Genomic DNA, 26,891 nt, shown 5'->3' with positions numbered 1-26,891 from the left:
CTGCACGCGCCGCTCGGCGACGCGGCCGACGGGCTGCGGCGGCTCGCGGGCGGCGACACCCCCCACGAGGCCGCGGTGACGAGTCGTCGGGCCGCCGGGCCCGAGGTCGCCGCCGAGGTCGACCGGCTGCCGACCGAGGGTGTGCGACCCGGGTCCGAGCACCTCGACACGCTGCCGACCGGGGCGCTCGTCGCGCGCCTGCTCGAGGGCCAGGCGGCTGCGCCGGCGGCGGTCGGGCGCAGCGCGGAGCCGCTCGCGCGGGCCGCCGACGCCGTCGGGGCGGCGATCCGGGGTGGCGGGCGGCTCGTCTACACCGGCGCCGGGACCTCCGGGCGCCTCGCGATGCAGGACGCCGCCGAGCTGCCCCCGACCTTCGGGATCGACCCCGCGCGCGCCGTCGCCCTGCTCGCCGGGGGTGCCGGTGCGGCGGGCGCCGCGGTGGAGGGCGCGGAGGACGACGACGCCGCGGGGCGCGCCGACGTGGCCGCGGCGGGGGTGGGGCCGGACGACGTGGTGGTCGGGGTCGCCGCGTCGGGCCGCACGCCCTACGTGCTCGGGGCGCTGGCGGCGGCCCGCGAGCGCGGGGCGGTGACGGTCGCCGTCGTCAACGCCCTCGGCAGCCCGGTCGCCGCGCTCGCCGACATCCCGATCGAGCTGGCGACCGGCCCGGAGGTGCTGTCCGGCTCGACCCGCCTGGCGGCGGGGACCGCCCAGAAGATCGCGCTGAACACCCTGACGACGGCCGCGATGGTGCGGGCGGGCGCGACGTACGGGCCGTGGATGGTCGGGGTCCGCGGCACCAACGAGAAGCTGCGGCGCCGGGCCGAGCGGATCGTGCAGGACGCGGCCGGGGTCGACGTCACGACCGCGCGGGCGGCCCTGGCGGCGGCGGACGGCGAGGTGGCGACGGCCCTCGTCGCGCTGCTCGCCGGGGTCGACGGCTCCGAGGCCCGGCGCCGGCTGGCGTCGGCGGGCTCGGTCCGGGCCGCCGTCGCCGGGGCGGGCGTCGGGCAGGTGCCGGCGTGATCGTCGTCGGGATGCTCTCCGGGACCTCGGTGGACGCGCTCGACGTGGCGGTGTGCCGCATCGAGGTGGCGCCCGCCGCGGCGCTCGAGCTGCTCGGGCACACCGAGGTCCCCTGGCCCGACGACCTGCGCGCCCGGCTGCTGGCGCTGCTCCCCCCGGCGGCGACGACGGTCGAGGAGGTCGCCGCCCTCGACACCGCGCTGGGCCGGGCCGCGGGCGCCGCGGCCGTCGAGGCCCTGGCGGCGGCCGGGGTTTCCGGCGATCTCGTGGCCTGGCTCGGCCAGACGGTGTTCCACGGGATCGCCGACGGACGCGCCACCGGCGGCCTGCAGCTCGGGCAGCCCGCGTGGATCGCGGAGGCGACCGGGCTGCCGGTGGTCAGCGACCTGCGCGCCACCGACATCGCGGCCGGCGGACAGGGGGCACCACTGGCGAGCACCCTCGACGCGCTGTGGCTCGGCCCGGGACGCGTCGCGCTCAACCTCGGCGGGATCGCGAACGTCACGGTCGTCGGGCCGCCGGTCCTCGCCTACGACACCGGCCCCGCGAACTGCTGGCTCGACGTCGTCGCGCAGCGCACCGGCCGGTCCTGCGACCTCGACGGCGCCCTCGCCGCCTCCGGCACCGTCCACGACGGACTGCTCGCCCACCTGCTCGCCGCGCCCTACTACGCCGCCCCGCCCCCGAAGACCACCGGCCGCGAGCTCTTCACCGCCCCCGCACTCGACGCCGCCGTCGCCGCGGCCGCCCCCGGAATCGGCGCTCCCGACCTCGCCGCCACCCTCGTCGCGCTGACCGCCCGCACCGTCGCCGACGCCTGTCTCGCGCACGGCCCGGTCGAGGTGGTCGGGTCCGGCGGCGGGACGGCCAACCCGGTGCTGCGGGCCGCGATCGCGGCGGAGCTCGGGCCGGTGCCGCTCGTGTCCTCCGACGAGCACGGCCTGCCGTCGGCGGCGAAGGAGGCGGTGCTCACCGGCCTGCTCGGCGCGCTGACGTGGCACGGCGTGCCCGGCGTGCGGCCCGGCGCCACCGGCTCCGCGGTCCCCCGCGTCCTCGGCCGGATCAGCGCCGGCGCCGCCCCGCTGCGGCTGCCCGAGCCGGTGGGCGCGGTGCACACGCTGGAGGTGCGCTCGTGAGGCTGGGCGTGTCGGCGGCCCTCGTCGGCGGGGTGCTGCACCGGGGCGACGTCGCGGTGGTCGACGGCCGCGTCTCCGCGGTGGGCCTGACGCCCGCCCGCGGGTCGGCGATCGCGGTGCCGGGCCTGGTCGACGTGCAGTGCAACGGCTACGCGGGCGTCGACCTCACTGCCGGGCCCGCCGTCGGTGACGTCACGACGATGCGCCGCGCCCTCGCGCGCGACGGCGTCACCGCGGTCGTCCCGACGATCATCACCGCGGCCCCCGACACCACCCGCGCGGCGCTCCGGGCGCTCGACGCCGCTCGCGGCGAACCCGGCGGGGCGCACCTGCTGGGCGCGCACGTCGAGGGCCCGTTCCTCTCCCCGCGGCGCGCCGGGACGCACCCCCCGCAGCACCTCCTCGCCCCCGACCCCGCCCTGCTGTCCGACTTCCTGACGACGGGCGCGGTCGCCGTCACCACGCTCGCGCCGGAGCTCGACGGGGCCGACGAGCTCGTCCGCACGGCGCTCGCCGCGGGGGTGACCGTGATGGCCGGGCACAGCGACGCCTCCGCCGCCACCGCGCACGCGGGCTTCGACGCTGGGATCGCCGGCGCCACGCACCTGTTCAACGCCATGAGCGGGCTCGACCACCGCTCCCCCGGGCTCGCCGCGGCCGCCCTGGCGCACCCCGGCACGGTCGTCACCGTCATCGCCGACGGCCACCACGTCGACCCCGACGTGCTGCGCATCGTCGCCGCGGCCGCCGGGGAGCGGTGGGCCCTGATCACCGACGCCACCGCCGCGGCCGGCCGGCCCGACGGGGTGTACCACCTCGGCGACGTCGAGGTGACGCTCGCCGACGGCGTCGTCCGGAACCCCGACGGCACGCTCGCCGGCAGCGCGGCCACCCTCGCCGGCTGCGTCCGCACCTGCGTCGCCGCCGGGATCGACCCCGCCGCGGCGCTCGTCGCCGCGACCGCCACCCCCGCGCGGCTCGTGCCGCCGGCGCAGCGGCCGCACCCCGACCTCGGTGTGCTGCGCCCCGGCGGCGTCGCCGACGTGACCGTGCTCGACGAGGCCCTCGAGGTCACCCGCGTGCTGCTGGCCGGCCACGAGGTGGAGCGGTGAGTGCCGTGACCACGAGAGGAGCGGCACCGTGCACGACGTCGTGAACCTGGCCGTCATCGTCGCCTACCTCGTGGCGATCGCGGTGATCGGGCTGCGGCTCTCCGGGCGGCAGCGCTCGGCCACCGACTACTTCACCGGCGAGCGCTCGCTGCCGTGGTGGGCGGTGATGTTCTCGATCGTCGCCACCGAGACCTCGACCCTCACCGTCATCAGCGTCCCCGGCGTCGCCTACGGCGGGTCGTTCTCCTACGTCGAGCTGGCGGTCGGCTACCTCGTCGGGCGCATCCTCGTGGCGTTCGTGCTGCTGCCGCTGTACTTCCGGGGCGGCTTCGTCTCGGCCTACCAGTACCTCGGCGAGCGGTTCGGCCGGCACACCCAGGGGCTGGCGTCGCTGACGTTCCTCGTGACGCGGCTGCTCGCCGAGGGCGTGCGGCTGCTCGCCGGGGCCATCCCCATCAAGCTGCTCCTCGCCGAGTTCGGGCTCGACGTGAACTACTTCGTCATCGTCCTCGCGATCACCGCGGTGACCGTGGCCTACACCTACGTCGGCGGGATCAAGGCCGTCGTCTGGACCGACCTCCTGCAGATGGGGCTCTACCTCGCCGGGGCGGTCATCTGCATCGTCGTGCTCTCGGTGCAGGTGGGCGGCGCCGGCTGGGCGGCCGCGTGGGACGCGGGCAAGTTCACCGTCTTCGACTTCGACAAGCCGATCCTGACGAGTCCCTACGCGTTCGTCACCGCGATCGTCGGCGGGGCGCTGCTGACGATGGGGTCGCACGGCTCCGACCAGCTGATCGCCCAGCGTGTGCTCTCCTGCCGGTCGCTGTCGGACGGGCGGAAGGCGATGATCGGCTCGGCCGTGGCGATCGGGGTGCAGTTCGCGCTGTTCTCGCTGGTGGGGGCGCTGCTGTGGGCCCGCAACGGCGGGGCGCCGCTGGCTTCGCTGGGGCTGACGAGCGACCAGGTGTTCGGCGAGTTCATCCTGCGCGACCTGCCGATGGGCCTGTCCGGCCTGCTGGTCGCCGGGATCCTCGCCGCGACGATGGGGTCGCTGTCCAGCGCGCTCAACTCGCTGTCGACCTCGACGCTCGCCGACCTCGTCGGGTCGTGGGGCCGGTGGCGCCCGGACGAGGCGACGATGCTGCGGGTCGCCCGCTGGATGACCGGGGTGTGGGCGCTGATGATGGTGGGGTTCGCGTCGCTGTTCACGACGACGTCCGACCCGGTCGTGGAGCTCGGGCTCTCGATCGCCTCGTACACCTACGGCGCGCTGCTCGGGGCGTTCCTGCTGGGGCTGCTCGTGCCGCGCGCCGACGGGGTGGCCTCGTTCGTGGCCTTCGTCGCGACCCTGCTCGGCACCGGCTGGGCGGCGCTCGGCATCTCCGTCGGGGGCTCGTCGCTGGCGTTCCCGTGGTTCGTGCCGCTCGGGGTGGTGATCACGCTCGTCGTGGGCGGGCTGATCTCGCTGGTGCGCCCGCGCCGCGAACCCGTGGCGCCGGAGCCCGAGCCGGTCGCGTCGGCGTAGATCCGACAAGCACTAGGCAGTCGATCATGCTGAGCGCGACAAGCGCTCCGTCGCACTCGGCATGATCATCTGCCTAGCAGGCTGTCCGTCGAGCCGGCGCCCGCGCGCCCCGGAGGGCGGAGTAGTGCTCAGTACGCGATCGAGCCGGCCTGGCCGGACTTCGCGGCGGCCACGAACGCCTGCCACTCGGCACGGCTCAGCGTGAGGACGCCCTGGTCGTCATGGCCGCGGTGGCGCAGCTGCACCTTCCCGCCGTCGAAGCGCCACTCCACGCGGTCGGGGCCGCCACTCGAGAAGGTGCTTGCCTGCCACAGTTGTGCCTGCGCGCTCACTGCTGACCACTCCGGTCGTCGTCGGTAACCTTGCGGAAACAAGTTTACGCGACGCCCGAGCGGAGCCCAGAGCCCGTTGACGGGTCCTTGACGCCGGAGATCGACGACGTTCACGGGCCGGCGAGGAAGCCCCGGGCGAGCCACCGCGCCTGCGCCATCGCGACGTCGACCGGGCCGCTGGGCTGGGTGGCGTGACTGATGACCAGGCGCACCAGGCCGTCGACGAAGCGCACCAGCTCCGGTCCCTCCCCGTGGACGGCGGCGAGCTCGGCGGCGATCGCCCGCACGGCCCGGTCGAGGACGACCTCGGGGTCCACCGTGAGCACCGGGAGCAGACTCTCGGTGCCCCGGTCGTCGGCGCTGAGAACGGCCTTGAGCAGGTCGTTCGAGGCCCCGTACTCGAGCGCGCCCGCCACGGCCGCGACCGACCCGGCCACGAGATCGTCGGGACGCTCCCGCACGTGGCGGAGCACCACGGCGACGAACGCGTCGGTCTCCCGCCCCACGAGGGCCTCGCCGAGCTGGCGCTTGGTGCCGATCGCGTTGTAGACGTGCTGCCGGCTGATGCCCGCCCGGCTCGCGACCCCGCTCATCGTCAGCGACGACCAGCCCTGCGCGGTGGTGAGGTCCCGGGCCGCGTCGAGCAACCGCGTGTGCAGCTCCGCGCGCATGTCCTCGCGGAACGATCCGGTGCCCGCCACGGGCCCACTGTACGACGGGTGGACCTCTGCCCATCCCGTTGACAGAACAGCCTTCGATGTCAAATGCTCGGGGCATGACGACGGCCACCGACCCCGCCGGCGAGGACCGGATCCTCAGCGAGGAGGAGTCGCGCGCGATCCGCCGCGGCGTGCCCCACCCGCGGATCCCGATGCCCGCCGTCGCACTGCCGACCCTCGGGCTGTTCGTCGGGTCGCTGCTCGCGTGGATCGGGGCCACCTGGTGGGTGCTCGCCGGGGAGAGCCCGTGGCGCTACGTCGTCACGGTGCCGGTGCACGCGCTGGTCACCTTCGCGATGTTCACGGTCCTGCACGAGACCGTGCACCTCGCGGGCGGGCGTTCGCGCCTGGTCAACGAGGTCCTCGGGCGGCTCGCGATGCCGTTCGTGGTGGCGTGGTCGGCGTTCCCGCTGCTGCGCTACCTGCACATCGAGCACCACCGCAACACCAACGAGGACGTCACCACCGATCCCGACGCCTGGTCGTCGGCGGGCCCGCGGTGGCTCTGGCCGCTGCGCTGGATGACCCTCGACCTCTGGTACCTGCGCTTCTACGCGCCCCGCATCGGCCGGCGGCCGCGGGCGGAGCTGGCCGAGCAGTTCGGGATCGCCGCGGTGGTCGTCGCCGCGTTCGTCGCCCTCGTGATGACCGGGCACGGCTGGGAACTGCTGATCATCTACCTGGTCCCGCAGCGCCTCGGGATCGGCGTCCTCGTCTGGTGGTTCGACTGGCTGCCCCACCACGACCTCGAGGCCACCGCGCAGTCCGACCGGTTCCAGGCGACCCGTATCCGGGTGGGCTGGGAGCGTGTGATGAACCCGCTGATGCTCTACCAGAACTACCACCTGGTGCATCACATCCACCCGACGATCCCCTTCTACCGCTACGTCCAGGTCTGGCGCCGCTCGGAGTCCGACTGGCTCGAGCGCGACGTCCCGATCGCCACGGCCTGGGGCACCGAGCTCAGCGCGTCGGAGTACCGGGCGTGGCGGCGGATCACCGACTCCTACGACCGCGACGCCGACCTCCCCCGCCTCCCCCACCGGCTGCGCGTCGAGGAGGTCCGGCGCCTCACGCCCGACTCGGTGTCGGTCACGTTCGCCGTTCCCGACGACCTCCGCGAGGCCTACCGCTTCGCCCCCGGCCAGAACCTCGTCGTGGCCGCCGAGGTCGACGGCGAGACCCTGCGGCGCAACTACTCGATCTGCACGGCCGCCGGCTCCGGGGTCCTGCGGATCGCCGTGCGGCGCACCGAGGGCGGCCGGTTCTCGACGTGGGCCAACGACCACCTGCGCGCCGGCGACGAGCTCGAGGTGACCCCGCCGTCCGGGTCCTTCACGATCACGCCTGACCGGCGCCTCGCCCGCCACGTCGCCGCCGTCGCCGCGGGCAGCGGCATCACCCCGGTCATCTCGATCCTCACGAGCACCCTCGACGAGGAGCCCCGCAGCCGGGCCACCCTGCTCTACGCCAACCGCGACGCCGAGCACACGATGTTCGCCGACGAGCTCGCCATGCTCGTGCGCCGCTACGAGGGCCGGCTGACGGTCGTGCACCACCACTCGTGCGATTCGGACCGCCTCGACGCCGCCCGGCTGGCCGCCCACCTCGAGGACCCGCGGCTGCGCGAGGCGCAGTGGTTCCTCTGCGGGCCCACGGCGATGCTCGACGACCTCGTCCCCGTCCTGCACGAGGACGGCGTTCCCGACGATGCCGTCCGCCGCGAGCTCTTCGTCGCGCCCGACGACGAGCCCGGCGAGCTGGGCGACATCGTCCCGGCCACCGTGTCGGTCACCCTCGGCGGCTCCACCTCCGAGGTCGCGAGCACCGGCACCGCGTCGCTGCTCGAGAGCGCCCTGGCCGCCGGGGTCGACGCGCCGTACCTGTGCACCGGCGGCATCTGCGGGACCTGCGTCGCCACCGTGACCCGCGGGAGCGTCCACATGCAGCAGAACTACGCCCTGACGCCGACCGAGATCGAAGCGGGCCGTGTCCTGACGTGCCAGTCGCGTCCCACGACCCCGGAGGTCGCGGTCGACTACGACCGCTGAGCGCCCCACATCACCGGCCCCACCGAAGCCCCCGCGGTCGTCGTTCCCGCTCGCTACCGTCATGCCATGACCGCGCTCGAGCACGACGCTCACGGCGATCCGTCGGGCGACCACCCGCTCGCGCCGGGTGCGAGTGTCTCGGTGATCCGGGAGCACCTCCTGCCGGAGGACCGCGGGCGTTTCGACGAGGCGTGGCGCGCGGTCGCGAACGAGGACGAGAGCGCCCGGTGGCACTGCCTCGAGCGCTGGCGCGGCATCGCGATGATCCAGTCCGATCGCGAGACCTTCGCCCGCCTGGCCCGCCACCTGGCTGAACGCAAGTCCGGCCGGCCGTCGCCGTCCGACGAGCCGCTCGAGGTCACCCGGGCAAAGGCCGGGCTCTGAGAGGTCCGATGTACGAGCTCGAGGAGTACGGGCCCGCCGTCGCCTTACAGATCGACGCCAGGCAGACCAACCGGATCGAGCTGTCCTTGGTCACCTACCTGGGCCTGGCTCGTCACGAAGAAAGCTGATCACCCGCACACCATGCAGAGTCGGGAGCCGTCATCCTGCGCGGTGTGCCTCTCGTGCTCCGACCGCTGAGACAAAACGAAGGGCCGGCCGCCCCCTCGGCGACCGGCCCCTCTCGTGCTGGCAGATCACGCCGCGACGGTCTCCCGCGCGGTGCGCTCGGCCGACGGGCTCGTCGTCGCGTTCTCGCGGGTCAGACCCTCCGACTCGTGGGCCTGCTGCTCGGCCGCGAACTTCTTGTTCGGCAGAGCGAGGCGCCAGATCGTCCGGATGGACTTCCAGAACTGCTTGGGGAACGGCCCGATGTTGTAGGGCAGGTCGTACTTCTCGCAGATCGCCGTGACCCGCTCCGCGATCTCCGGGTAGCGGTTCGAGGGCAGGTCGGGGAACAGGTGGTGCTCGATCTGGTAGCCGAGCGACCCGCTCATCACGTGCATCAGCCGGTTGCCGGTGAAGTTCGCCGACCCCAGGAGCTGACGCAGGTACCACTCGCCCGAGGTCTCGTTCTCGAGCTGCTCCTCGGTGAACACCTCGGCGCCGTCGGGGAAGTGCCCGCAGAAGATGATCGCGTACGACCACACGTTGCGGATGAGGTTCGCGGCCATGTTCGCCGTGAGGGTCGTGATGAACTGCGGCCCGGTGAGCAGCGGGAAGAGGATGTAGTCCTTGCCCATCTGCTTGCGCATCTTGCGGCCGACCTGCTCGAGCTTGGCCTTGAACTCCGCCGGGTCCTGGATGTCGCGGCGGAGCAGGCCCTCGATGTCGAGGTCGTGGATGGCCACGCCGTGCTGGAACAGCAGCATCAGCAGGGTGTTGAACACCGGCTGGCCGAGGTTGACCGGGTTCCACTTCTGGTCCGAGGTGACCCGGAGGATCTCGTACCCGACGTCCTTGTCCTTGCCGATGACGTTCGTGTACGTGTGGTGCAGGTAGTTGTGGGAGTGCTTCCACTGCTCCGCGGGGCAGACGTTGTCCCACTCCCAGGTGGCCGAGTGGATCTCCGGGTCGTTCATCCAGTCCCACTGGCCGTGCATGACGTTGTGGCCGATCTCCATGTTCTCGAGAATCTTGGCCACGCCCAGCAGGGCGGCGCCCGCCATCCACAGCGGCGGGACGACGCTGCCGAACAGGGCGGCGCGGCCCGCGATCTCGATGCGGCGCTGGGTCTTGATGATCGAGCGGATGTACTCCTCGTCCGCCGCGCCGCGCGACTCCTCGATGTCGCGGCGGATCGCGTCGAACTCCTGGCCGAGGGCCTCGACGTCGGCCTCGGTGAGGTGGGCGAATTCCTTGATGTCCGAGATGGCCATGGTGGTGGCTCCCTCTTCCTACAGGTCGACCGTGCAGTCGCCGGCGGCAGCCGTGACGCAGGTCTGGACGGTTCGGGTGGACTGGTCGGTGTCGGCGACGCGCTGCTCGGAGCCGTCGCGCAGGTCGCGCACGCCGCCGCTCGAGAGCGGGGCGACGCAGGTGTGGCAGATGCCCATGCGGCAGCCGAACGGCATCTGGATGCCGGCCTGCTCACCGGCCTGGAGCACGGTGGTGGCGCCGTCGGCCTCGACGGTCCGGCCGCTCTTCGCGAACGTGATCGTCCCGCCCTCGGCACCGGCCGAGAACGAGGCGGCGAACCGCTCGAGGTGCAGCGCGTCGGCGACCCCGGCGGCCTTCCATGCCTGCTCGGCGTCGTCGAGCATCGCGGCGGGGCCGCAAGCCCAGGTCTGGCGGTCGCGCCAGTCGGGCACGAGGTCGTCGAGCCCGGCGGGGACGTCGAGATGCCCCTCGGTGCGGGTGTGGCGCTGGACGACGTGCCAGCTCGGGTGCCGCCGGGCGAGCAGGTCGAGCTCGTCGGCGAACAGGGCCCGGTCCTCGTCGGGCGACGAGTGCACGACGACGATGTCAGCGCCGCCGTCGGTCTCCGACCGCCGGTCCAGGGACCGGAGCATCGCCATGATCGGCGTGATCCCCGAGCCCGCGGACAGGAAGAGCGCCTTCGCCGGCAGCGGGTCGGGCAGGACGAACTCGCCCGCCGGCGGCGCGAGCCGCACGACCGTCCCCGGCGCGACCCCGTTGACGAGGTGCTGCGAGGCGAACCCGTCGGGCATCGCGCGGACGGTGATGACGAGCCGCTTGCCGTCGCGCGACGGCGGCGTCGTCAGCGAGTACGAGCGCCAGACGAAGCGCCCGTCGATCTGCACGCCGATGCCGATGTACTGCCCGGCGGCGTGCTCGAACTCCCAGCCCCAGCCGGGCTCGACGACGATCGTCGCCGCGTCCTCGGCCTCGGGGGTCACGCTGACGATCAGGCCGCGCAGCTCACGCGCCGACCACAGCGGGTTGATCAGGGTCAGGTAGTCGTCGGGCAGCAGGGGTGTGGTGAGTCGGGTGGCCAGGCTGCGCAGTCGTCGGGCGCTGCCTGACAGTGCGGCGGTCACGGTGTCTCCTCGGTCCCTCGAAAACTTCTAGGTACCAGGAGTACCGGAGACCGCCGGTTACCGCTACCCACGGTACCGCTTGCGGCCGACGATCCCGGTCACAGTCGCCGTTGTGCGCGCGCTCACCCGGGCCCGGAAGTCGGTAATTAGTTCCCGACGACGTGGCCCGACGGCCCTGGTCAGACGGGTTGACTCGACTCCGACGCACCCGTTCGGAGAGGAGCTCCCGTGACCCTGGTCGACCTCGTGGTGCTCGCCGTCGTCGCCCTCGCCGCCTGGCGGGGCTGGCGCCGCGGCGGCACCGCCCTCGTGCTCTCCCTCGCCGGCGCGGTCGTCGGGGTGATCGTCGGTGCCGCCGTCGCCGGGTGGTGGGACGCCGGCTCCACACCCCTGCTGCTGGCCTGCGTCCTCGTCGTCGGGCTGGTCGGGCTCGGCCTGGGCCGCCGCGGCGCCGACGCCCTCGCCGCCCGGGCCGGGGGCCGCGTCGCCCGGCCGGTGCTCGTCGACCGCGCCGTCGGCGTCGTCGCCCACGGCGGTCTGGCGCTGGTGGTGTGCGTGCTGGTGGGCGCGGCCGTCGTCGCGTGGGGGCCGGCGTCGCTGGCCGCAGCCGCCGAGGACAGCGGGGTCCTGACGAGCGCCGCGGCGCACCTCCCGACGCCGACGCAGGTCGCCGACCGGGTGCCCGGGCTCGGCCCCGTGGTGGCGGCGCGATGAGCCCCCGGACGAGGGTCGCCCTCGGCGGCGGGGTCGCCGCGGTGCTGCTGCTCTGGTGGACCACCGGCTCGCTGCTCGTCGCGATCGCGATCCTGGTGCTGCTCGCGCTCGCGGCGGGCCTCGCGGTCGTCGTCGCGGCGTGGGCCCGGCCTCGCCCCGAGCCGCTCACCGCGCCGCTGTCCGACGGCCCGGCCACCACCGACCTCTCCCTCGCCCCCTCCCCCGGCGCGCCCGTGCGGCGGGCGCTGCGCACGTTGCTGGCCCGCCCCTGGGTGCACGGCGACGCGCTGCTGCGGGCCACCGCGGCGCGGCTCGACGGCGAGGACGCCCTGGTGTGGACCCCACGCGGGCAGCAGGTCGCGGCCCCGCACCTGTGGGTCGAGTGGAACCCGGTCGACGGCGCCGAGATCGCCGGGCGCCGCCCGCTCGAGGCCCTGGCCCGCGAGCTGGCCGAGGGCTACGTGGAGCACGGGCGCGAGCGCGGGGTGCGCCGGCTCGCCGAGCGGACCTGGCTGCACCTGCTCGTCTCCGACGACGTGCCGCTGGGCCGCGTGGTGGTGACCGCGGCGTTCTCCGAGCCGCAGCAGCTGCCCGTTGCCGCGGCGTGCACGGCCACGGCGGTGCCGCTCCCCCCGGCGCGGGGGGCGAGCGTCCCCGCCGTGGCGCCCGGGCCCGGTGGCAGCGATGGCACATCGCGGGCACCCGACGTCCGCGGAGTGCCACGGCGGCCATCGGCGGCTCGTCCCGCCGGTGGCAGCGATGGCACATCGCGGGCACCCGATGTCCGCGGAGTGCCATCGCTGCCACCCGGCACGCCGGCCGGCCCCGGGGCCCGCATCGCCGCCCTGGCCACGACGGCCGTCCCCGCCCGGCTGCGCACCCTCGTCGCGGGCCCGGCCGCCCGGGCCCTGCTCGTCGTGGAGGACGCGGCGGGCGCCCGGCTCGCCGACACCGAGATCACCGGGCGCACCGAGCTGGGCCGCGACCCGGCGGCGGGCGTCGTCGTCGACCACCCGGGCGTCTCGTGGCGCCACCTGCGCCTCACCGCCGACCGCGCCGGGGCCTGGACGGTGACCGACCTCGGGTCCACCAACGGGACCCGCGTCGACGGCGGGCGCATCGACGGCCCGACCCGCCTGTCCCCCGGCGCCGAGCTCGCCCTGGGCGCCGACGGGCCGCGGCTGCGCCTGCTCGAGCCGCGCACTGCCGGGACGGGCGAGCGGACCACCGCGGTGGTGGCGCGATACTGAGGGCGGGCGGACGGGAGGAGACCGGGGTGCGGGCTGCGCTGCCACGCGGCGGGCTGGCCCTGCTCGACGTCCGCACCGAGCGCCGGATGTCGGTGCCGTGGGGCGACACGGCGACGATCGGGCGCAATGCCGACAGCGACCGGCACGTCCACGTCCCCGACGACCAGGTCTCCCGCGTCGCCGCCGAGATCGAGATCCGCGACGACGCCTACCTGGTGATCAACCGGCAGCGCCACGGCGGCCAGCTGACGCTCGTGGTGCCGGGGGTCGCGGGACAGGACCGCATCCGGGCCGGGAACGGGCTGCTCGTCCGCGACTCCCGGGCGTCGTTGGGCCTCTGGCTCGCCGACGGCCGCGAGGTCACCCTCGCGCTGCTCGCGTTCGCCCCCACCGCCGCGGCGGCGCACCCCGACCTCGCCGGCGGCGCCACCGTCAACGCGGCCCTGCCGACCGACGAGACCTGGTGGTCGGTGCTCGTCGCCGCCTGCGGGCCCACCCTGATCGCGGCCGCGCACCGGCCCGACGGGGCGTCGAGGGACGTCCACGGCGACGCCGAGCAGATCGCGGCGTGGCACCGCGACGCGGGCCGGCCGGTCCCGAGCCCGAAGACCCAGAGCGAGGCCTTCCGGCACGCCCAGCGCTGGCTGCGGGGCGTGCGCCTCAACGACAAGACCCGCGGTTGGCGGGTCGCGGTCGTCGACCAGGTGATCGGCCTGCGCCTGGTGACCCTCGACGACGTCCGGCGCCTCTTCCCCGCACAGGTCCCGCCCCGTCCGTCCTGACGGTCCTCGGGGTGGCCCCTCGCCTCACGGGTGTGTGACGACGTAGCGTACGGGGCGTCCGCCCTCTTTCGGGCGGACAGGGGGCAGGGTGTCACCGCCGACACACGGTGTGTGACACGCAGTGACGCGTCGGGCGCCCGGACGGACCGCATCACCGCGGTGGGCCACATCGGTGGCCGGTTCCGGAGGGTCCGGCGCCATGGGGGGACGAGGCGCGATGACCGGACACGACGACGGACGGGCCGGTCCGGGGGGACTGCCCGGGACGCCCGAGCCGCTGCGGGGGGCTCCGGGGTTCCTGGCCCGCCGGCTCTACCAGGCCTACTCGGCCGCGTGGTTGCGCTACGTCGACACCACGCTCACCGGGCCGCAGTTCTCGGTGCTGACGGCCGTGCGCGAGTACCCGCAGGTCGACCAGGGCTCGCTCGCGGTGTCGGTGGCACTCGACCGGTCGACGATGGCCGACGTGTGCAAGCGGCTCGAGGACCGCTCGCTGATCCGGCGCGAGATGGCGCCCTCGGACGGGCGGCGCAAGCTGCTGAGCCTCACGCCCGAGGGCGAGGCGCTGCTCGAGGACGTCAGCCGCAAGGTCGGGCGGCTCAACAACGAGCTGATGAGCGGCAACGAGGAGGCCGAGGACTTCGCCCGCCTCCTCACCTCGCTCGACAAGCTCTCCGAGCGCTGGGAGAAGGTCGCCGACGGGGAGGGCGTGCGCTAGCGGCCGTGCCGCGTGGCGGCCCCGCCGGAGCCCAGGCCCGCCCGCTCGAGCTCGGCCGCCTCGGCGGCGGCCAGCTCCTGGCGCTGCGCGCGCATGAGGAGCAGCCCGATCCCCGACATCAGGGCCACCACCAGCAGGATCACCGACACCACGTAGGGCAGCAGCCCGTCGCTGGCGACCGCGAACGCCAGCACGTAGACCGCGGCCACGCAGGCGAGCGGGAAGGTGAGCCGGAACAGGAACCGGTTGCGGTCGGTGTCCGGCGGCGGCCAGGTGACGCGGCCGAGGAGCTCCGAGAGCGTCGCGCGCATGGACGGAAGGTACTGGGCCTCGTCGGGACGGCGTTCAGACGGTCACGGCCGGGGCGAGCCCGAGCGCCGCGGTGAGCGCGACGCCGTCGGCCAGCATCCGCATGCGCGCGACCCGGCCGCGCTTCACGGTCGTCAGGGTCACGACGACGATCTCGGCCCGCCGCCCGGTGGGGGCCACGCCGGGCAGCAGCCACGGCATCTCGCGGTCGTGGGTGAACGAGAGCACTTCCTCGTCGGCCACGCGGAAGCGGTCGCCGGTGCGCGAGACCCGCCGGAACGCGAGGTCGTCGGGCACGACGAAGGCCTCGGCGCCGAACCGCTCGACGTCCGCGGCCCCGGAGGCGCCGGTGCCGGCGGGCAGGATCTCCAGCGTCGCGGCGTCGTCGAGCAGGTGGGCGACGGGGCCGCCCGCGACCAGCGCGGCCCGCACGGCGTCGTGGACGCGCTCGACGGCGATCATCAGGTCCTGGACCGCCTTCGTCACGCCGCCCACCCTGCGCGACCGCCCGGCCCGGGGGCAACCGCTCCATGACCCGGCAGGTCATCGACCCCGGCCGGCGCGACGACGAGGCTGGTCGCCATGAGTCACGGAGCGTATGCAGTGGGCCTGCTCGAGGACGTCGAGCAGAACGACGAGGTACTGGACTACATGCGTCGGATCCAGGCGACGCTGGACCCCTACGGCGGGCGGTTCCTGGTCCACGGGGCGACGCCCGAGGTCCTCGAGACCCCGTGGCCCGGAATCCTGGTGCTCATCGGGTTCCCCGACGAGGCCGCGGCGCTGGCCTGGTACCGCTCCCCCGCCTACCAGGCGATCCTGCCGCTGCGCACCCGGAACTCGAAGGGCGTCGTGTTCGTCGTGCGGGCGTGCGGCGACGACCACTCCAGCACCGCCCTCGCGGACGCCATCGCCTCCGCTCGGTGACGACCCCGGAGCGCTGGTGGCTCAACGGGAGCCGGAGCCGCCCCGTCCGGCGGCCCCGGTCCTGCGGGCCACCGACGGTCCAAGCTGCCCGCCGGGCGCAGTCGGCGAAACCACTTTCACCAGGTGACGGGCAGGGAGGTCACTCCCCCCGTGATGTGGTGGGCGCGGACCCCGATGTCGTCGAGGTCGGTGGCGAGGCGCAGGCCGGGCAGACGCCGGGCCAGGGTGGAGAACACCGTGCGTAACTCGGTGCGGGCGAGGCTCGCGCCGATGCAGAAGTGCCCGCCGTGTCCGAATCCGACGTGGGCGCGCTCCTCGCGCTCGGGCTCGAACGCCTCCGCGTCGGCGAACGCCCGCGGGTCCCGGTTCGCCGCGTTGATCGACAGGATCACCGCGTCGCCCTCGTGGATCGTCACACCCGCGACGTCGACGTCGGTGTGGGCGTAGCGCAGCAGCCCGAGGTCGCCCGGGGCGCCGAGGCGCATGATCTCCTCGACGACCGCGTCGGTGCGCGCCTCGGGGTCCTCGACGAGGTACTCCCAGCGGTCGCGCTGCGTGAGCAGCATGAGGATGCCGAGGCCGATGCGGTTGACGGTCGTCTCGTGCCCGGCGAAGAGCAGGCCGACCGAGAGCCGGATCATCTCGGCGTAGTCGTAGTCCTCGTCCTGCTGCTGGGCCTCGACGAGGTCGGAGATCACGTCCTCCCCCGGATGACCCCGCTTCTGCTCGGCGAGCCCGGCCATGTAGCGGCCGAACTCGGTGCGCGCGTCCTCGGCGTCGGTGCCCTCGCCGTAGGTGGCCATCCGGTCGGAGAGGTCGCGGAAGTAGCTGCTGTCGTCGTGCGGCACCCCGAGCAGCCGGCAGATCACCGCGACCGGCAGCGGCACGGCCAGGGTCTCGTGGAGGTCGGCGCTGCCGTCGGCGGACCGGGAGGCGATCAGGTCGTCGACGTACCCGTCGACGAGCGCCTGCACGTCCTCGCCCATCTGCCGCATCCGCTTCGCGGAGAACGCGGGCGTGAGGAGGCGGCGCATCCGCGTGTGGTCGGCCTCCTCGGTCTCGTAGTTGCCGGTGGGGCCCTCCTGCACGGCGGCGTGGGTGATCCGCGCGGCCTGCTCCGGGTGCGGGTGCGAGCGGCCGAGGCGCTTGTCGCCGAGCAGGTCGCGGACCTCGTCGTACCGGGTGACGAGCCACGCCGGGTCGCCCGCGGGCGTCGTCACGGCCGCAACCGGGGCCTCCCGGCGCAGCACGTCGTACAGCGGCGCGAGCTCGAGGACGTTCGGCCGGGCGAACGGCAACTGCAGGTCTGTCTCCGTGGCGGTCATGACGCTCCCTCGTTGTGGCGGCGGCGTCCCCGAGGGTACGTCTTTGTGGCAGAGGGTGCCATTAATGAGTGGGTAAGGTGTGCGGATGGACAGGGGACCCGCACTCGACGCGCCCGCGCCCTCGTCCGGGTCCCATGCCGGGTCGCGCCGCGGCCGGCCCCCGGTCACCGAGGAGCAGCGGCGGCGGCAACGGCTCGCGATCAGCCGCGAGGCCGTTCGGCTCTTCCGCGACCACGGGGTCCACGACACCACCGGGGAGCACATCGCCCGGGCGGCCGGCGTCTCGGAGCGCACCCTCTGGCGGCTGTTCCGCACCAAGGAGGCGTGCGTCGAGCCCCTGCTGTCGGTCTCGCTGGAGGCGTTCACCGCCGTGCTGCGGACCTGGCCGGACGCGGTGGAGCTCGCCGACCACCTGCGCTCGGCCTATGCGCTCGACGCCTCGCGCGAGGACATCGACGCGGTGCTCGCCGTGGTCCGGCTCTCCCGCGACGAGCCGGCCGTGCGCGCGGTGTGGCTCGTGCTGCACGAGCGGGCCGAGCCGGTCTTCGCCGCCGTCCTGGGCCGGCGGCTGGGCGTCTCCCCCGACACCCCCGAGGTGCGGGTGCAGGCGGCCGCGGTGAACGCGGCGCTGCGGGTGCTCACCGACGACCTGGCCTGGGCCGGGCCCTCGTCGGGGCTGCTCGAGGAGCACCGCGAGCGGCTCGCGGAGAGCCTCCGGGCGCTCACGACGCTGCCCTCGCGGCGCTAGAGACCCGTACCCCTACAGACCCAAGACCTCCGCCGTGCGGGCCGCCATGGCCTTCTCCCCGGCGACGTTCGGGTGCACCGGCGCGGCGTTCACCGGGTTCAGGTAGGGCTCCACCCACCGCGTGCCGGGCGGCTGACAGGCGTCGTGGCCGGTCGAGATGCCGGTGACGTCGACGAACGTGGCGCCGGTGGCGGCCGCGGCCCGGGCGACCGCGTCGTTCAGCGCGGCCTGGATGCCGTCGAGGTAGGCGACGTCCCCGGCCGCGATCGGCATCGTCGGGAAGCAGCCACGGTCGGCCGGGAGGATGCGCAGGTAGCCGGCGATCGCGACCCGGGCGTTCGGGGCCTTCGCCCGCACGTCCCGCAGCGCCTGCACGATCCGCGGGTAGGTGGTGCGCTCGACGGTGTCGGCGAAGCGCGTCCCGTACTGCCGTTCGCAGGGGTTGCCCGCGCCGTACGTGCGCGCGGCCGCCACCCCGCACGAGGCGATCGTGCGGGTGAAGACGTCGGCGTCGTTGCCGCCGATGGTCAGCGTGACGAGGTCGGTGTCGGGCGAGAGCGCGTCGAGCTGCGGGGCGACCCCGGCGGACTGCGAGGTGCGCAGGTCCTTCGTCTGGGCCCCGCTGCAGGAGACGTCGGTGAGCCGGAGGTCGTGCTCGGTGGCGAGCTCGTGGGCCCAGTTCGCCTCGGACTGGCTGCACTGCGCCGCCGCGCCCTCGGCGAACGGGACGATGCCCGTCCCGGCGCTGTAGCTGTCGCCGAGGTTGACGTAGCGGACCGGGTCGGGCGGGGCGTCGTCACCACGCTGGGCCGCCCACGCGACCGTCCCGGCGAGCAGCACCACGACGACCGCCAGCACGGCGAGCCACAGCCGACGACCTCCCACGGGCGCCCCTTCCGATCGCGTCGCCCCGACGGTAGCTGCCGCGACGGAGCGCTCCGGGTCACACTCGTCACCGTGCACGAGCTGACAGACCAGGTCGCCCTGATCACCGGCGGAGCGCGCGGGCAGGGGCGGGCCCACGCGACCACCCTCGCGGCCGCCGGCGCCGACGTCGTCGTCTGCGACGTCGCCGCCCCGGTCGCGGACGTCGACTACCCGGGGGCGACGCCCGACGACCTCGCCGACACGGCCCGGGCGGTGGAGGCGCGGGGACGCCGCTGCCTGGCCCTGACCGCCGACGTCCGGGACCTCGCGGCGATGCAGGACGTGGTCGCGCAGGCCCTCGGCACGTTCGGCCGGATCGACGTGGCCGTGGCGAACGCGGGCATCGCGTCGGGGTCACCGCTCGCGACGATGTCCGAGGAGCGCTGGCGGACCATGATCGACGTCAACCTGACCGGAGTCTTCACCACCTTCCGCTCGGTCCTCCCGACGATGATCGAGCGCGGGTCGGGGCGGCTGGTCGCGACGTCGTCGAGCGTCGCGGAGACGGGCGCGAGCAACGCCGCCCACTACGCGGCGGCCAAGGCGGGGGTCGTCGGGCTGGTGAAGTCGGTGGCGCACGAGGTGGCCGAGCACGGGATCACGGTCCACGCGCTCCTCCCGTCCGGGGTCAACACGACGATGATCCACAACCCGTCGACCTACCGGACGATCCGGCCCGACCTCGACGACCCGGGGCTCGCCGACGTCGAGGAGATGTTCGCGCGCGGACGCCCCCGGCCGGGTCTGCTGGAGCCGGAGGACGTCGCGAACGCACTGCTCCACCTCGTGTCGGGGCAGGGACGCCTGCGCAGCGGCGAGTCGATGGTGCTGTCGAACGGGATGTTCTGACCCGTCCCGCGCAGGCGCCCGCTCCCCGTCACATCGTCCTGGCGTCCGGGTCGCTGTCGTCGCCGACGAAGTGGATGTCGAACGGCTTGTTGGTGATGAACAGGAAGGTGCAGTCCTCCTGCTGGGTGGCGCCGTGGAACATGACGCCGCCCTCGGGGAACCAGACGAAGCTCCCCGCCGGGTAGTCGCCCTGGTGGGTGTTGAGCGAGCCCTCCAGCACGTAGACGCCGTGGGCGCACGAGTGGCTGTGCCAGGGGTTGGTGAAGCCGGCGCGGTAGACCATCTTCAGGACCTGCATGCCGGTGTCGGGGTCGGACACCAGCGGGATGTGCTCGAGGTTCGCGCCGATGTACTCGACGGGGAAGCCCTGCCACGGCTCGGTGTTCGTGTCGACGACCGTGAGGTCGACGGGGGCGGCGGGAGTGGTCACGGGGGGTCCACCTTCGGTGTCGGGAAGGGTGTCGCGCCCACCCTCGTCAGGTGGGTGGGCCGCGACAAGGGCGCAGTCCGGATGTCGCCAGTCGGAAACACCGGTCATGCCGACGCAACGTGGTCGGGGTGCACGACACCGCGCCGACTCGCCCCGACCGACGGGGCGGGATCGCCTCGGGTGGAGCGGACCGATCGGTCCCCGCCCCACCCTGCTCCGCGGATGTCGATCTTGCCCTCGTGACGCCCCTCCTCGGCGGGCGCCCCGGCGAAGATCTCGTCCGGCGTCGCGGACCGATCGGTCCCGACCCCATTCCGCGCCAGGGAACGAGATCTTCAGCCGGTCATCATCCGGCGAAAGCTCCAGCGCCGCCCGCTACTCGGCAGGCTCGAGCTCCTCGGCGTCGACGAACGCGGGCATCGTCGGGAAGGCTCCGTCGACGACGACCGGGTTCGGCGCCCGGTTGATCAGCAGGCGCATGACGTCGGGCCGGGAGTAGTGCCCCACCGGGTCGGCGGCCGACTTGGCGATCGCGATCATCGAGAAGTCGAGGTCGGCGATCACCATGCCCTCCTCGGTCTCGGCGAGGTCCTCGCCCAGCGGGCTGCCCTCCGGCCCGAAGATGCGGGCGAACCCACCACCCCGCTGCAGCAGCTGGCACTTGACCTCGGTGTCGCAGTACAGGTCCTGCCCGGCCTCCCCCACCACCGCACAGGGCGCGACCACGAAGGTCTGCCCCTCGACCGCGTAGATCAGGCTCGAGGCGGTGTTGGTCTCCGGGCCGAGCGCCCGCGCGGCCCCGCGGTAGAGCGAGAAGCTCGGCCAGGCGCCGACGTGGATCTGCTCGTTCATACTGAACATCGCGTACTTGGTCAGGGGCTGGAAGTGCTCCCAGCAGTTCAGGGCGCCGACCCGGCCGAGGGCGGTGTCGTGCACCTGCAGGTCGCTGCCGTCGCCCTCGCCGAACACCGACCGCTCGACGTGGGTGGGCTTGAGCTTGCGCCGGACGCTGATCACGCGTCCGGCGTCGGAGATGAGGGCCTGCGACGTGTAGAGGCTGCCGCCGGCCCGCTCGCTGAACCCGAACAGGACGTGCACCCCGTGCTGCCCGGCGGCCGCGGCGATCCGGCGCATGTGCTCGCCGTCGCGGGTCATGGAGTTCTCGGCGTACCGGGGCACGAACTGCATCCCCATCGCGGGCGCGTCGAGCCAGATCCACCACGGGTAGCCCGGAATGAACGTCTCGGGGAACGCCACGAGCTGGACGCCTCGGGCCGCGGCGTCGGCGATGTAGGAGATCATCTGCTCGACGCCGGCGTCGAGGTCGAGCCAGCGGGGTTCGGCCTGCACTGCAGCGGCGCGCACGACGTGTGCCATGGAGTCCTCCGGTCGGTCTGCTTCCCGACGAGGTTCCGCTGTCACGCGGCCCCGGAGGTGACGTCGCGTGCCCGGGAAGGTCTCAGCGCGTGCCGCGGTACGCGCCGGGGCTGACCCCGACGGCGTCGCGGAACGTGCGGTGGAACTGCGCGGGCCCGGCGAACCCGCTGCGCGCGGCCACCACCGCGACCGGCAGGTGCTCGTCGGCGCGGAGCAGGGCCTTCGCGCGGCGCACCCGCTCGTGGCGCAGGAGGTCGCGGAACGAGCAGCCGTCGGCGGCGAGCACCCGGAACAGCGTGCGGCGCGAGACGTGGCAGGCGGCCGCGACGTCGTCGGCGCCGAGCTCCGGGTCGCCGGCGGCCCGGGCGATCGTCGTGCGGATGCGTTCGAGGACGGCGGCGTCGGTACCGGTGGCGGTGGGGGCCGTGGAGGCGGCGAGGCCGAGCGCGAACTCGAAGAGACCGATCGCGTGCTGGGCCAGCGCCGGGGCGGAATGACCCAATGCGTGCTCCCGGGCCAGCCCGACGAAGAAGTCGGAGGCCAGCCGGCCCGCGCCCGTGGGGTCGAGGGCGACCGCGGTGGCGCCGAGGGTCCGCCCGAGGCCCACCGCGCTCTTCGGCACCTGGACCACGAGCTGGCGGAACCGGTGGTCGAAGTCGAGCGTGTAGGGCCGGGTGCTGTCGTAGAACGCCATCGTCCCGGCGGTCAGGCCCGCGGCGCGCCCGTCCTGGTGCACCCGCCCGGCGCCCTCGAGCTGGATGCTCGCGAGCAGGTAGTCCTCGTGGCTGCGGGCGATCAGGTCCCGGGTGCGATCGACGCGCTGCCCGTCGGCGCTGACCACCGAGAGGCCGACGTCCTCGAGCTCGTGGTGCTCGATGTCGCCGGCGAACGAGCCGCGGCCCTTGGGGCTGGCGGACAGCTGGACGAAGGCGTCGCAGATCAGGTCGTGCCAGTAGTCGAAGGCCTGGTCCGGCCCCACCGACGACGTCGACCACATGCCTCCGGGATTCAAGCCCCGTCCGTGCGGGTTGTCCATCGACTCCTGCCGGCGGAGATCCCGTCGGACGGCGCGGACCGATCGGTCCGGGCCCCACTCCACGCCTCGGAACGAGATCTCGGGCGAGGACCACGGGACCTCGACGGCATCGTCGGGAACGACAAAGGCCCGGCTCCCTCGACGGGACCGGGCCTCTGACCTGCGGGGTGGGCGATACTGGTCTCGAACCAGTGACCTCTTCGGTGTGAACGAAGCGCTCTACCGCTGAGCTAATCGCCCGCAGCGAGGGAAAGCCTAGCTCACGCCATGATCGGGCTGTGCAGCCAGGTCCACTGGCCGAGGCCGACCAGCTTCGCGACGAACCACAGGCCGTCGAGCAGCCACAACGTCGCCAGCACGATGATCGCGGTGGCCAGCGCGAGCAGCAGCTGGACCACCTTGTTCTGGCGGCGGACCCAGGCCACCCACTGGTCGTAGTAGTACCGGGCGACGTGCAGCACGCGCCCGGCCCAGGTGAACTCGGTGGAGAGGATGCCGAGCCCCGCGAAGACGATCAGCCACCCGGGACCCGGATACGGGATGGCGATCACGCCGACCACGAGCACGAGGCCGCCGAGCACCCCGATCCCGATCCGCCAGGCGAGGTTGAGGCCCGGCCTGGCCCGGACCTTCATCCGGAAGGCCCGCACCCGCACCCGCGCGGCGTGGAAGCGGCGGCGCCGGATCGGTGACGGGGCGGCGGGGTGGCGGGGTCGCTCGGAGGTGGTGCCCTCGGGGTGGGTCCCGGACGGACCTGACATGGACGTTCCTCGGCGTTCGTCGGGGACGGCCGTGCCGAGGGTCAGCCCGTCAGCTGACCACTCGCGACGACCTGCGTCGGCGTGGCCGGCACCGTCCGTCCGGGCTCGTAGGAGACCGCGAACCCGGCGAAACGGGTGCCCGCCGAGGTCGAGGGTACGGACGTGGTCACGGGCCCCGAACCGGACATGTCGAACGTCCCGAGTCCCACCGGCGTCTCGCCCTCCAGGCCCCAGAGCACGTAGGTGTGGTCGGCGTCGTTCGGCGCGAGCCCCGCGGCCAGCAGCTCGGGCCCTGTCCCCCGCTCCACGACCAGCCCGACGAAGCCGCCGTCGGGCGTCGCGAGCACCGCGTGCGGCGTGCCGGACCGCGAGGCGGCGTCGAGGACCTGCACCACGCGGCCGCTCTGCTCGGCCCGGGCGGCCGCGGCGTCGCGCTCGTCGGCGAGGTCGCGGTTGGCGTTGACCAGGCCGCCGATCACGACGACGAGGGCCGCGGCGGCCGCCACGGCGATCCCGGCGGTCGCGCGGCGCACCCAGCGCCGACGCATGGGTACGACGACGCCGTCGTCCGAGCGTGGCGCCTGACTGACGTCAGATGTCTGCGACGTGCCATCGCTGACACGGTCCGAGCGGGCACCCTCGGAGCTGACGCCCTCGGAGCCCGCCGCCTCCAGGATCCGCGACCGCAGCGACGCCGGCGGCTCGGCGGGCGCGGGCGCCGTGCCCATGAGCGCCGTGACCTCCTCGGTCTCGGCGACGATCTGCAGGCAGGCGGGGCAGTCGCCGAGGTGGTCGCCGAACTCGGCGTCCTCGTCGGGCTCGAGGCTGTGCAGCACCCAGGCGACGGCGAGCTCGGGGTGCCCGTCGGGGGAAGCCTTCACGACGAACCCCCTCGGTCCACTCGTCCGTCCAGCACTCCGCGCAGCGTCCGTACGGCCGTGAACATGCGCGACTTCACTGTGCCCAACGGGACGCCCGCGATGCTTGCGACCTCTCGCTGAGTGAAACCGCCGAAGTAGGCCAGGGTCAGCGCCTCCTTCTGCTCGGCCGGCAACTGCTGCAGCGCCTCGCGCACCCGACCCGCGTCGACGGCGTCGAGCGCGGCCTCGTCGGCCCCCGGCCCGGGCGGCACGTTCCACTCCTCGCCGTCGTCGGCGGGGCTCACCGTGTGCTTGCGGCGGGTGGCCTCGCGGCGGACCGCGTCGACGGAGCGGTGGTGGACCATCGTCATGAGCCAGGTCGAGACGCTGCCGCGCGAGGCGTCGAAGCGTTCGGGCTGGCGCCACACCTGCAGGAAGACCTCCTGCACCACGTCCTCGGCGAGGGCCTCGTCGACGCACACCCGCCGGGCGAGGGCGTAGGCCCGCCGCGAGAAGCGGTCGTAGAAGTCGGCGAGCGCGCGCGGGCCGCGGTCGGTCACGGCCTGGAGGAGTGTGGCGTCCGCCACGCTCTCTCCGGGTACGTCGTCACGCTCCGCAGTCGCCTTCGACGGACCCTTCGACGCCTCCGCCACGCCTCCACCTCCTCCTGCGCTCTCGTGTGCGGGAGAGACGTGGCACAGGTTAGTGCTGTCGGGTTCACCGGGGCGCTCCGGCGGGGAGGGGGAGTCGTCACGCAGGTGGACCGAGTAAGGGCGTCACGGGGTACTCGTAAGATGGTGTCGGTGCGTGAGCCGGGTGAACCCGCGTCACAGGCCCGGCCGCCGGTCGTTCCCTACTTCGACAGCAGCGTGCGGGAAAGGCAGCCTCGAATGCAGAACGACCACGTGTCGATCCGGTCCACGGCGGTGTTCGACCTCATCGGTCCTCCGAACCCGCCCGTCCCGGTCCAGGTCGAGCTCCGGTACGACACCCGGGACCCCTACGCCGTGCAGGCGGCGTTCCGCACCGGGCGGGCCGGGTGGGTCGAGTGGGTCTTCTCCCGCGACCTCCTCACCGAGGGCCTGATCGACGCGGCCGGCGACGGCGACGTCCGCATCCGCCCCTCCGACGGCGACTCGGTCGAGATCGAGCTCTCCTCCCCCTCGGGCCACGCCACCTTCCGCGCGCTCTCCCGTGAGGTCTCGGAGTTCCTCCAGCGGACCCACGAGGTCATCGAGCCCGGCTCCGAGGACGACTGGCTCGACCTCGAGCACGCCCTCGGCCTGCTGCTCTCCACCGACCTGACCTGATCAACCACCCCCCTGAAAAGGGGTGCGCGGGATGCAGTAGAGTTCTCGTCGTCGGCAGGGACGGGCTTCACCGGAAGTTCCCACCGATGACATGCGGATGTAGCGCAGTTGGTAGCGCATCACCTTGCCAAGGTGAGGGTCGCGGGTTCGAGTCCCGTCATCCGCTCGGGAGGCAGGCCCCTCGGCATCGGGTCGGTTCTCACCGTTCCCCGGCGGAGTGGCCGAGTGGTTTAGGCAAGGGCCTGCAAAGCCCTGTACGCGGGTTCGATTCCCGCCTCCGCCTCGGGCGATTAGCTCAGTGGGAGAGCACTACCTTGACACGGTAGGGGTCACTGGTTCAATCCCAGTATCGCCCACGACAAGCCCTGGTCACCTCGGTGACCAGGGCTTTTGTCATTCCCGACGACGATCCGTCGGTCGCCTCCCGGCCCGTCGCGCGCCGAGCGGCTCCCTGAACCGCCACCTCGGCAGACGGCGCAACGCACTGCATCGTCGGGACCAGCGCCTCGCCGTTCGCCGCGCCACGACGTCCCCTGCCCGGCGTGAGCGGCCCCTCGCTCTCAGCAAGCGGGGGTCGTCGGGCCCCGGATCCCTAGCGTCCTGGCTGCACCGCCGCGGGAATCCCCCGACTCCCGCGGCGGGCACCGCTCCCCAGCGACCGGAGGTCCGTCAGTCCATGCGCCCCCAGCAGCACGACCCGCGTCCGGAGTTCGGCATGCCCGCGCCGCGTGACGCGGGCCGTTACGACGACGCGCCGTCCGGCCCGCAGTCGGTGGCCGGCCCCTACACGGGACCCACCCCCTACACGGGCCCGAACCCGTACGCCGCCAACCCGGTGTCCGGTCCGCAGCCCGTGAGCGCGCCCGTCGGCGCCCTCGCCGGCCGGTACGGCACCGGCGCCTACCCGGTGGCCCCCTACGCGGCCGCCCCGTACTCGGGCCCGCACCAGGCCGTCCCGCGCCCGGCGACCGGTTCCTGGGGCATGCAGGACCAGCCCCTGACCGCCCGCGAGGCCCGCGACCGCGCCGAGCCGACCGTGCGTCGCCACCTGGCCGACGAGGTCGCGCCCACCCACTACGAGGCAGCGCCGCGCGGCTACGAGGACCCCCGCGACGTCCACCCCTCCGGCCCGCTCCCCACGGGTTCCGGCCACCGCCGTGGCGGCGGGCGCGGTGGACGCAAGGTGCTGCTGGCCCTCGTGGCGGCGGGCGCCGTCGCCGTGGGCGCCGGCGGGTACGTCGCCCTCGCCCAGTGGGGCTCCTCGTCCGACCCGGTCGCCACCACCGCGGGCGCGAACGTCGCCCCGGCCGCCGCGACCTCGATGACCGGCGCGAACCTCGGGTCGAAGCAGACCCCGCTCGGCATCGTGGCCACGAGCGACGGCTACACGCTCTACTCGTTCACCAAGGACTCGAACAAGCCGGCCGCGTCGACCTGCAACGGCTCCTGCGCCGAGCAGTGGCCCCCGGTGCTCGCCGCCGACGGCGACCCGTGGCTCAAGGGCGTCGACGCGAGCAAGGTCGGCACCGTCGAGCGGACCGACGGCACCAAGCAGCTCACCCTCAACGGGTGGCCGCTCTACCGCTACGCCAAGGACACCGCCCCGGGTCAGGCCGACGGCAACGGCGTCGGCGGCACGTGGCGCGCGGTCGGGCCCGACGGCAAGCCCGTCGCCCCGGCCGCCGCGGCGGAGGCTCCGGCCGCTCCGGCCGCTCCGGCCGCGGG

29 protein-coding genes and 4 tRNA genes are annotated in these 26,891 nt (G+C 74.0%); 18 read left to right on the top strand and 15 right to left on the bottom strand.

The genetic code is table 11. From position 1 onward, the window contains the following. From ACFPBZ_RS27730 to ACFPBZ_RS27715, 4 genes are all read left to right on the top strand, one after another. On the top strand, positions 1 to 1,026 hold a 1,026-nt coding region (locus tag ACFPBZ_RS27730), incomplete at its 5' end, for an N-acetylmuramic acid 6-phosphate etherase (RefSeq protein WP_378039348.1). Further along, on the top strand, positions 1,023 to 2,162 hold the full coding sequence (locus ACFPBZ_RS27725) for an anhydro-N-acetylmuramic acid kinase (RefSeq protein WP_378039347.1): 1,140 nt from the start codon (positions 1,023 to 1,025) through the stop codon (positions 2,160 to 2,162). The genes ACFPBZ_RS27730 and ACFPBZ_RS27725, both read left to right, overlap by 4 nt. Continuing rightward, the gene (nagA, locus tag ACFPBZ_RS27720; RefSeq protein ID WP_378039346.1) at positions 2,159 to 3,274 is read left to right on the top strand and encodes an N-acetylglucosamine-6-phosphate deacetylase; all 1,116 of its coding nucleotides are present in this window, start codon (positions 2,159 to 2,161) and stop codon (positions 3,272 to 3,274) included. The genes ACFPBZ_RS27725 and nagA overlap by 4 nt, the downstream gene beginning before the upstream one ends. A 28-nt stretch (positions 3,275 to 3,302) precedes the next feature. Further along, entirely contained in the window at positions 3,303 to 4,799 is a 1,497-nt protein-coding gene (locus ACFPBZ_RS27715; RefSeq protein WP_378039345.1) for a sodium:solute symporter, read from the top strand. A 128-nt stretch (positions 4,800 to 4,927) separates the two neighbouring features. On the opposite strand, the gene ACFPBZ_RS27710 is transcribed toward ACFPBZ_RS27715, so the two are convergent. Next, the gene (locus tag ACFPBZ_RS27710) at positions 4,928 to 5,131 is read right to left on the bottom strand and encodes a DUF397 domain-containing protein (RefSeq protein ID WP_378039344.1); all 204 of its coding nucleotides are present in this window, start codon (positions 5,129 to 5,131) and stop codon (positions 4,928 to 4,930) included. A gap of 110 nt (positions 5,132 to 5,241) precedes the next feature. Then, complete coding sequence (locus tag ACFPBZ_RS27705) at positions 5,242 to 5,832, bottom strand: TetR/AcrR family transcriptional regulator (protein ID WP_378039343.1); 591 nt, start codon at positions 5,830 to 5,832, stop codon at positions 5,242 to 5,244. Positions 5,833 to 5,906: 74 nt separating this feature from the next. Between ACFPBZ_RS27705 and ACFPBZ_RS27700 the strand changes: the two genes are divergently transcribed. Both ACFPBZ_RS27700 and ACFPBZ_RS27695 read left to right on the top strand, forming a co-directional pair. Beyond that, on the top strand, positions 5,907 to 7,901 hold the full coding sequence (locus tag ACFPBZ_RS27700; protein ID WP_378039342.1) for a fatty acid desaturase: 1,995 nt from the start codon (positions 5,907 to 5,909) through the stop codon (positions 7,899 to 7,901). Positions 7,902 to 7,967: 66 nt separating this feature from the next. Continuing rightward, entirely contained in the window at positions 7,968 to 8,285 is a 318-nt protein-coding gene (locus ACFPBZ_RS27695) for a DUF6247 family protein (protein WP_378039341.1), read from the top strand. Between the two features lie 254 nt (positions 8,286 to 8,539). Here the strand turns inward: ACFPBZ_RS27695 and ACFPBZ_RS27690 are convergent, their stop codons facing one another. Further along, positions 8,540 to 9,721 (bottom strand): fatty acid desaturase family protein, encoded by a 1,182-nt coding sequence (locus tag ACFPBZ_RS27690; RefSeq protein ID WP_378039340.1) that lies wholly within the window; start codon positions 9,719 to 9,721, stop codon positions 8,540 to 8,542. Positions 9,722 to 9,739: 18 nt separating this feature from the next. Beyond that, the gene (locus ACFPBZ_RS27685; protein ID WP_378039339.1) at positions 9,740 to 10,843 is read right to left on the bottom strand and encodes a ferredoxin reductase; all 1,104 of its coding nucleotides are present in this window, start codon (positions 10,841 to 10,843) and stop codon (positions 9,740 to 9,742) included. Between the two features lie 228 nt (positions 10,844 to 11,071). Here ACFPBZ_RS27685 and ACFPBZ_RS27680 point away from each other — a divergent pair, with 228 nt between their 5' ends. The 4 genes from ACFPBZ_RS27680 (at position 11,072) to ACFPBZ_RS27665 (ending at position 14,307) form a co-directional block, all read left to right on the top strand. After that, positions 11,072 to 11,557: a hypothetical protein gene (locus tag ACFPBZ_RS27680; RefSeq protein ID WP_378039338.1), complete on the top strand. Its 486-nt coding sequence runs from the start codon at positions 11,072 to 11,074 to the stop codon at positions 11,555 to 11,557. Next, a complete protein-coding gene (locus ACFPBZ_RS27675; RefSeq protein WP_378039337.1) occupies positions 11,554 to 12,807 on the top strand; it encodes an FHA domain-containing protein in 1,254 nt (417 codons plus the stop codon). Before ACFPBZ_RS27680 ends, ACFPBZ_RS27675 begins: the two co-directional genes overlap by 4 nt. A gap of 26 nt (positions 12,808 to 12,833) precedes the next feature. Beyond that, positions 12,834 to 13,589 (top strand): FHA domain-containing protein, encoded by a 756-nt coding sequence (locus ACFPBZ_RS27670; RefSeq protein ID WP_378039336.1) that lies wholly within the window; start codon positions 12,834 to 12,836, stop codon positions 13,587 to 13,589. Between the two features lie 217 nt (positions 13,590 to 13,806). Next, positions 13,807 to 14,307: a MarR family winged helix-turn-helix transcriptional regulator gene (locus ACFPBZ_RS27665; RefSeq protein ID WP_378039335.1), complete on the top strand. Its 501-nt coding sequence runs from the start codon at positions 13,807 to 13,809 to the stop codon at positions 14,305 to 14,307. Here ACFPBZ_RS27665 and ACFPBZ_RS27660 read toward each other — a convergent pair. Together ACFPBZ_RS27660 and ACFPBZ_RS27655 are read right to left on the bottom strand one after the other, a co-directional pair. Then, complete coding sequence (locus tag ACFPBZ_RS27660; protein ID WP_378039334.1) at positions 14,304 to 14,618, bottom strand: hypothetical protein; 315 nt, start codon at positions 14,616 to 14,618, stop codon at positions 14,304 to 14,306. The two genes, ACFPBZ_RS27665 and ACFPBZ_RS27660, sit on opposite strands and share 4 nt — an antisense overlap. Before the next feature lie 34 nt (positions 14,619 to 14,652). After that, positions 14,653 to 15,102 carry a hypothetical protein gene (locus ACFPBZ_RS27655; RefSeq protein ID WP_378039333.1) on the bottom strand — a complete coding sequence of 150 codons (450 nt, stop codon included), beginning with the start codon at positions 15,100 to 15,102 and terminating at the stop codon, positions 14,653 to 14,655. A 96-nt stretch (positions 15,103 to 15,198) separates the two neighbouring features. Between ACFPBZ_RS27655 and ACFPBZ_RS27650 the strand changes: the two genes are divergently transcribed. Further along, a complete protein-coding gene (locus ACFPBZ_RS27650) occupies positions 15,199 to 15,543 on the top strand; it encodes a DUF1330 domain-containing protein (RefSeq protein WP_378039332.1) in 345 nt (114 codons plus the stop codon). Positions 15,544 to 15,659: 116 nt separating this feature from the next. Here the strand turns inward: ACFPBZ_RS27650 and ACFPBZ_RS27645 are convergent, their stop codons facing one another. Continuing rightward, the gene (locus ACFPBZ_RS27645; protein ID WP_378039331.1) at positions 15,660 to 16,868 is read right to left on the bottom strand and encodes a cytochrome P450; all 1,209 of its coding nucleotides are present in this window, start codon (positions 16,866 to 16,868) and stop codon (positions 15,660 to 15,662) included. Between the two features lie 85 nt (positions 16,869 to 16,953). Here ACFPBZ_RS27645 and ACFPBZ_RS27640 point away from each other — a divergent pair, with 85 nt between their 5' ends. Beyond that, a complete protein-coding gene (locus tag ACFPBZ_RS27640; RefSeq protein WP_378039330.1) occupies positions 16,954 to 17,616 on the top strand; it encodes a TetR/AcrR family transcriptional regulator in 663 nt (220 codons plus the stop codon). A 12-nt stretch (positions 17,617 to 17,628) separates the two neighbouring features. On the opposite strand, the gene ACFPBZ_RS27635 is transcribed toward ACFPBZ_RS27640, so the two are convergent. Beyond that, positions 17,629 to 18,501 (bottom strand): SGNH/GDSL hydrolase family protein, encoded by an 873-nt coding sequence (locus ACFPBZ_RS27635; protein WP_378039329.1) that lies wholly within the window; start codon positions 18,499 to 18,501, stop codon positions 17,629 to 17,631. Between the two features lie 72 nt (positions 18,502 to 18,573). Between ACFPBZ_RS27635 and ACFPBZ_RS27630 the strand changes: the two genes are divergently transcribed. Then, the gene (locus ACFPBZ_RS27630; protein ID WP_378039328.1) at positions 18,574 to 19,392 is read left to right on the top strand and encodes a mycofactocin-coupled SDR family oxidoreductase; all 819 of its coding nucleotides are present in this window, start codon (positions 18,574 to 18,576) and stop codon (positions 19,390 to 19,392) included. A 28-nt stretch (positions 19,393 to 19,420) separates the two neighbouring features. On the opposite strand, the gene ACFPBZ_RS27625 is transcribed toward ACFPBZ_RS27630, so the two are convergent. From ACFPBZ_RS27625 to ACFPBZ_RS27595, 7 genes are all read right to left on the bottom strand, one after another. Beyond that, positions 19,421 to 19,822, bottom strand: a complete 402-nt coding sequence (locus ACFPBZ_RS27625; protein ID WP_378039327.1) for a cupin domain-containing protein — start codon at positions 19,820 to 19,822, stop codon at positions 19,421 to 19,423. A gap of 375 nt (positions 19,823 to 20,197) precedes the next feature. Continuing rightward, the gene (locus tag ACFPBZ_RS27620) at positions 20,198 to 21,199 is read right to left on the bottom strand and encodes a carbon-nitrogen hydrolase family protein (protein WP_378039326.1); all 1,002 of its coding nucleotides are present in this window, start codon (positions 21,197 to 21,199) and stop codon (positions 20,198 to 20,200) included. An 82-nt stretch (positions 21,200 to 21,281) separates the two neighbouring features. Beyond that, the gene (locus ACFPBZ_RS27615) at positions 21,282 to 22,196 is read right to left on the bottom strand and encodes an AraC-like ligand-binding domain-containing protein (protein WP_378039325.1); all 915 of its coding nucleotides are present in this window, start codon (positions 22,194 to 22,196) and stop codon (positions 21,282 to 21,284) included. A gap of 207 nt (positions 22,197 to 22,403) precedes the next feature. Then, positions 22,404 to 22,475 (bottom strand) — tRNA-Val (locus ACFPBZ_RS27610). Positions 22,476 to 22,495: 20 nt separating this feature from the next. Further along, positions 22,496 to 22,996, bottom strand: a complete 501-nt coding sequence (locus tag ACFPBZ_RS27605) for a TIGR02611 family protein (RefSeq protein ID WP_378039324.1) — start codon at positions 22,994 to 22,996, stop codon at positions 22,496 to 22,498. 41 nt (positions 22,997 to 23,037) lie between these two features. Next, positions 23,038 to 23,877, bottom strand: coding sequence for an anti-sigma factor domain-containing protein (locus ACFPBZ_RS27600; RefSeq protein WP_378039323.1), 840 nt, complete (start codon positions 23,875 to 23,877; stop codon positions 23,038 to 23,040). After that, a complete protein-coding gene (locus tag ACFPBZ_RS27595) occupies positions 23,874 to 24,443 on the bottom strand; it encodes an RNA polymerase sigma factor (RefSeq protein WP_378039322.1) in 570 nt (189 codons plus the stop codon). Before ACFPBZ_RS27595 ends, ACFPBZ_RS27600 begins: the two co-directional genes overlap by 4 nt. Before the next feature lie 303 nt (positions 24,444 to 24,746). On the opposite strand from ACFPBZ_RS27595, the gene ACFPBZ_RS27590 reads away from it, so the two are divergent. The 5 genes from ACFPBZ_RS27590 to ACFPBZ_RS27570 form a co-directional block, all read left to right on the top strand. Beyond that, positions 24,747 to 25,166 carry an SsgA family sporulation/cell division regulator gene (locus tag ACFPBZ_RS27590; RefSeq protein WP_378039321.1) on the top strand — a complete coding sequence of 140 codons (420 nt, stop codon included), beginning with the start codon at positions 24,747 to 24,749 and terminating at the stop codon, positions 25,164 to 25,166. Positions 25,167 to 25,259: 93 nt separating this feature from the next. Next, positions 25,260 to 25,332: transfer RNA gene (locus tag ACFPBZ_RS27585), tRNA-Gly, on the top strand. A gap of 45 nt (positions 25,333 to 25,377) precedes the next feature. Continuing rightward, a tRNA-Cys gene (locus tag ACFPBZ_RS27580) sits at positions 25,378 to 25,449 on the top strand. Position 25,450: 1 nt separating this feature from the next. Continuing rightward, positions 25,451 to 25,522: transfer RNA gene (locus ACFPBZ_RS27575), tRNA-Val, on the top strand. A gap of 320 nt (positions 25,523 to 25,842) precedes the next feature. Then, positions 25,843 to 26,891, top strand: a 1,049-nt coding sequence (locus ACFPBZ_RS27570) for a COG4315 family predicted lipoprotein (RefSeq protein WP_378039320.1), incomplete at its 3' end; no start/stop codon positions are given.

Origin of the sequence: Actinomycetospora atypica (assembly GCF_042653685.1) — a bacterium.
In the GTDB taxonomy this organism is placed as follows: Bacteria; Actinomycetota; Actinomycetes; order Mycobacteriales; family Pseudonocardiaceae; genus Actinomycetospora; species Actinomycetospora atypica.
Note: the sequence above shows the minus strand (reverse complement) of the source record. Positions and strands in the feature narration are given on the sequence as shown.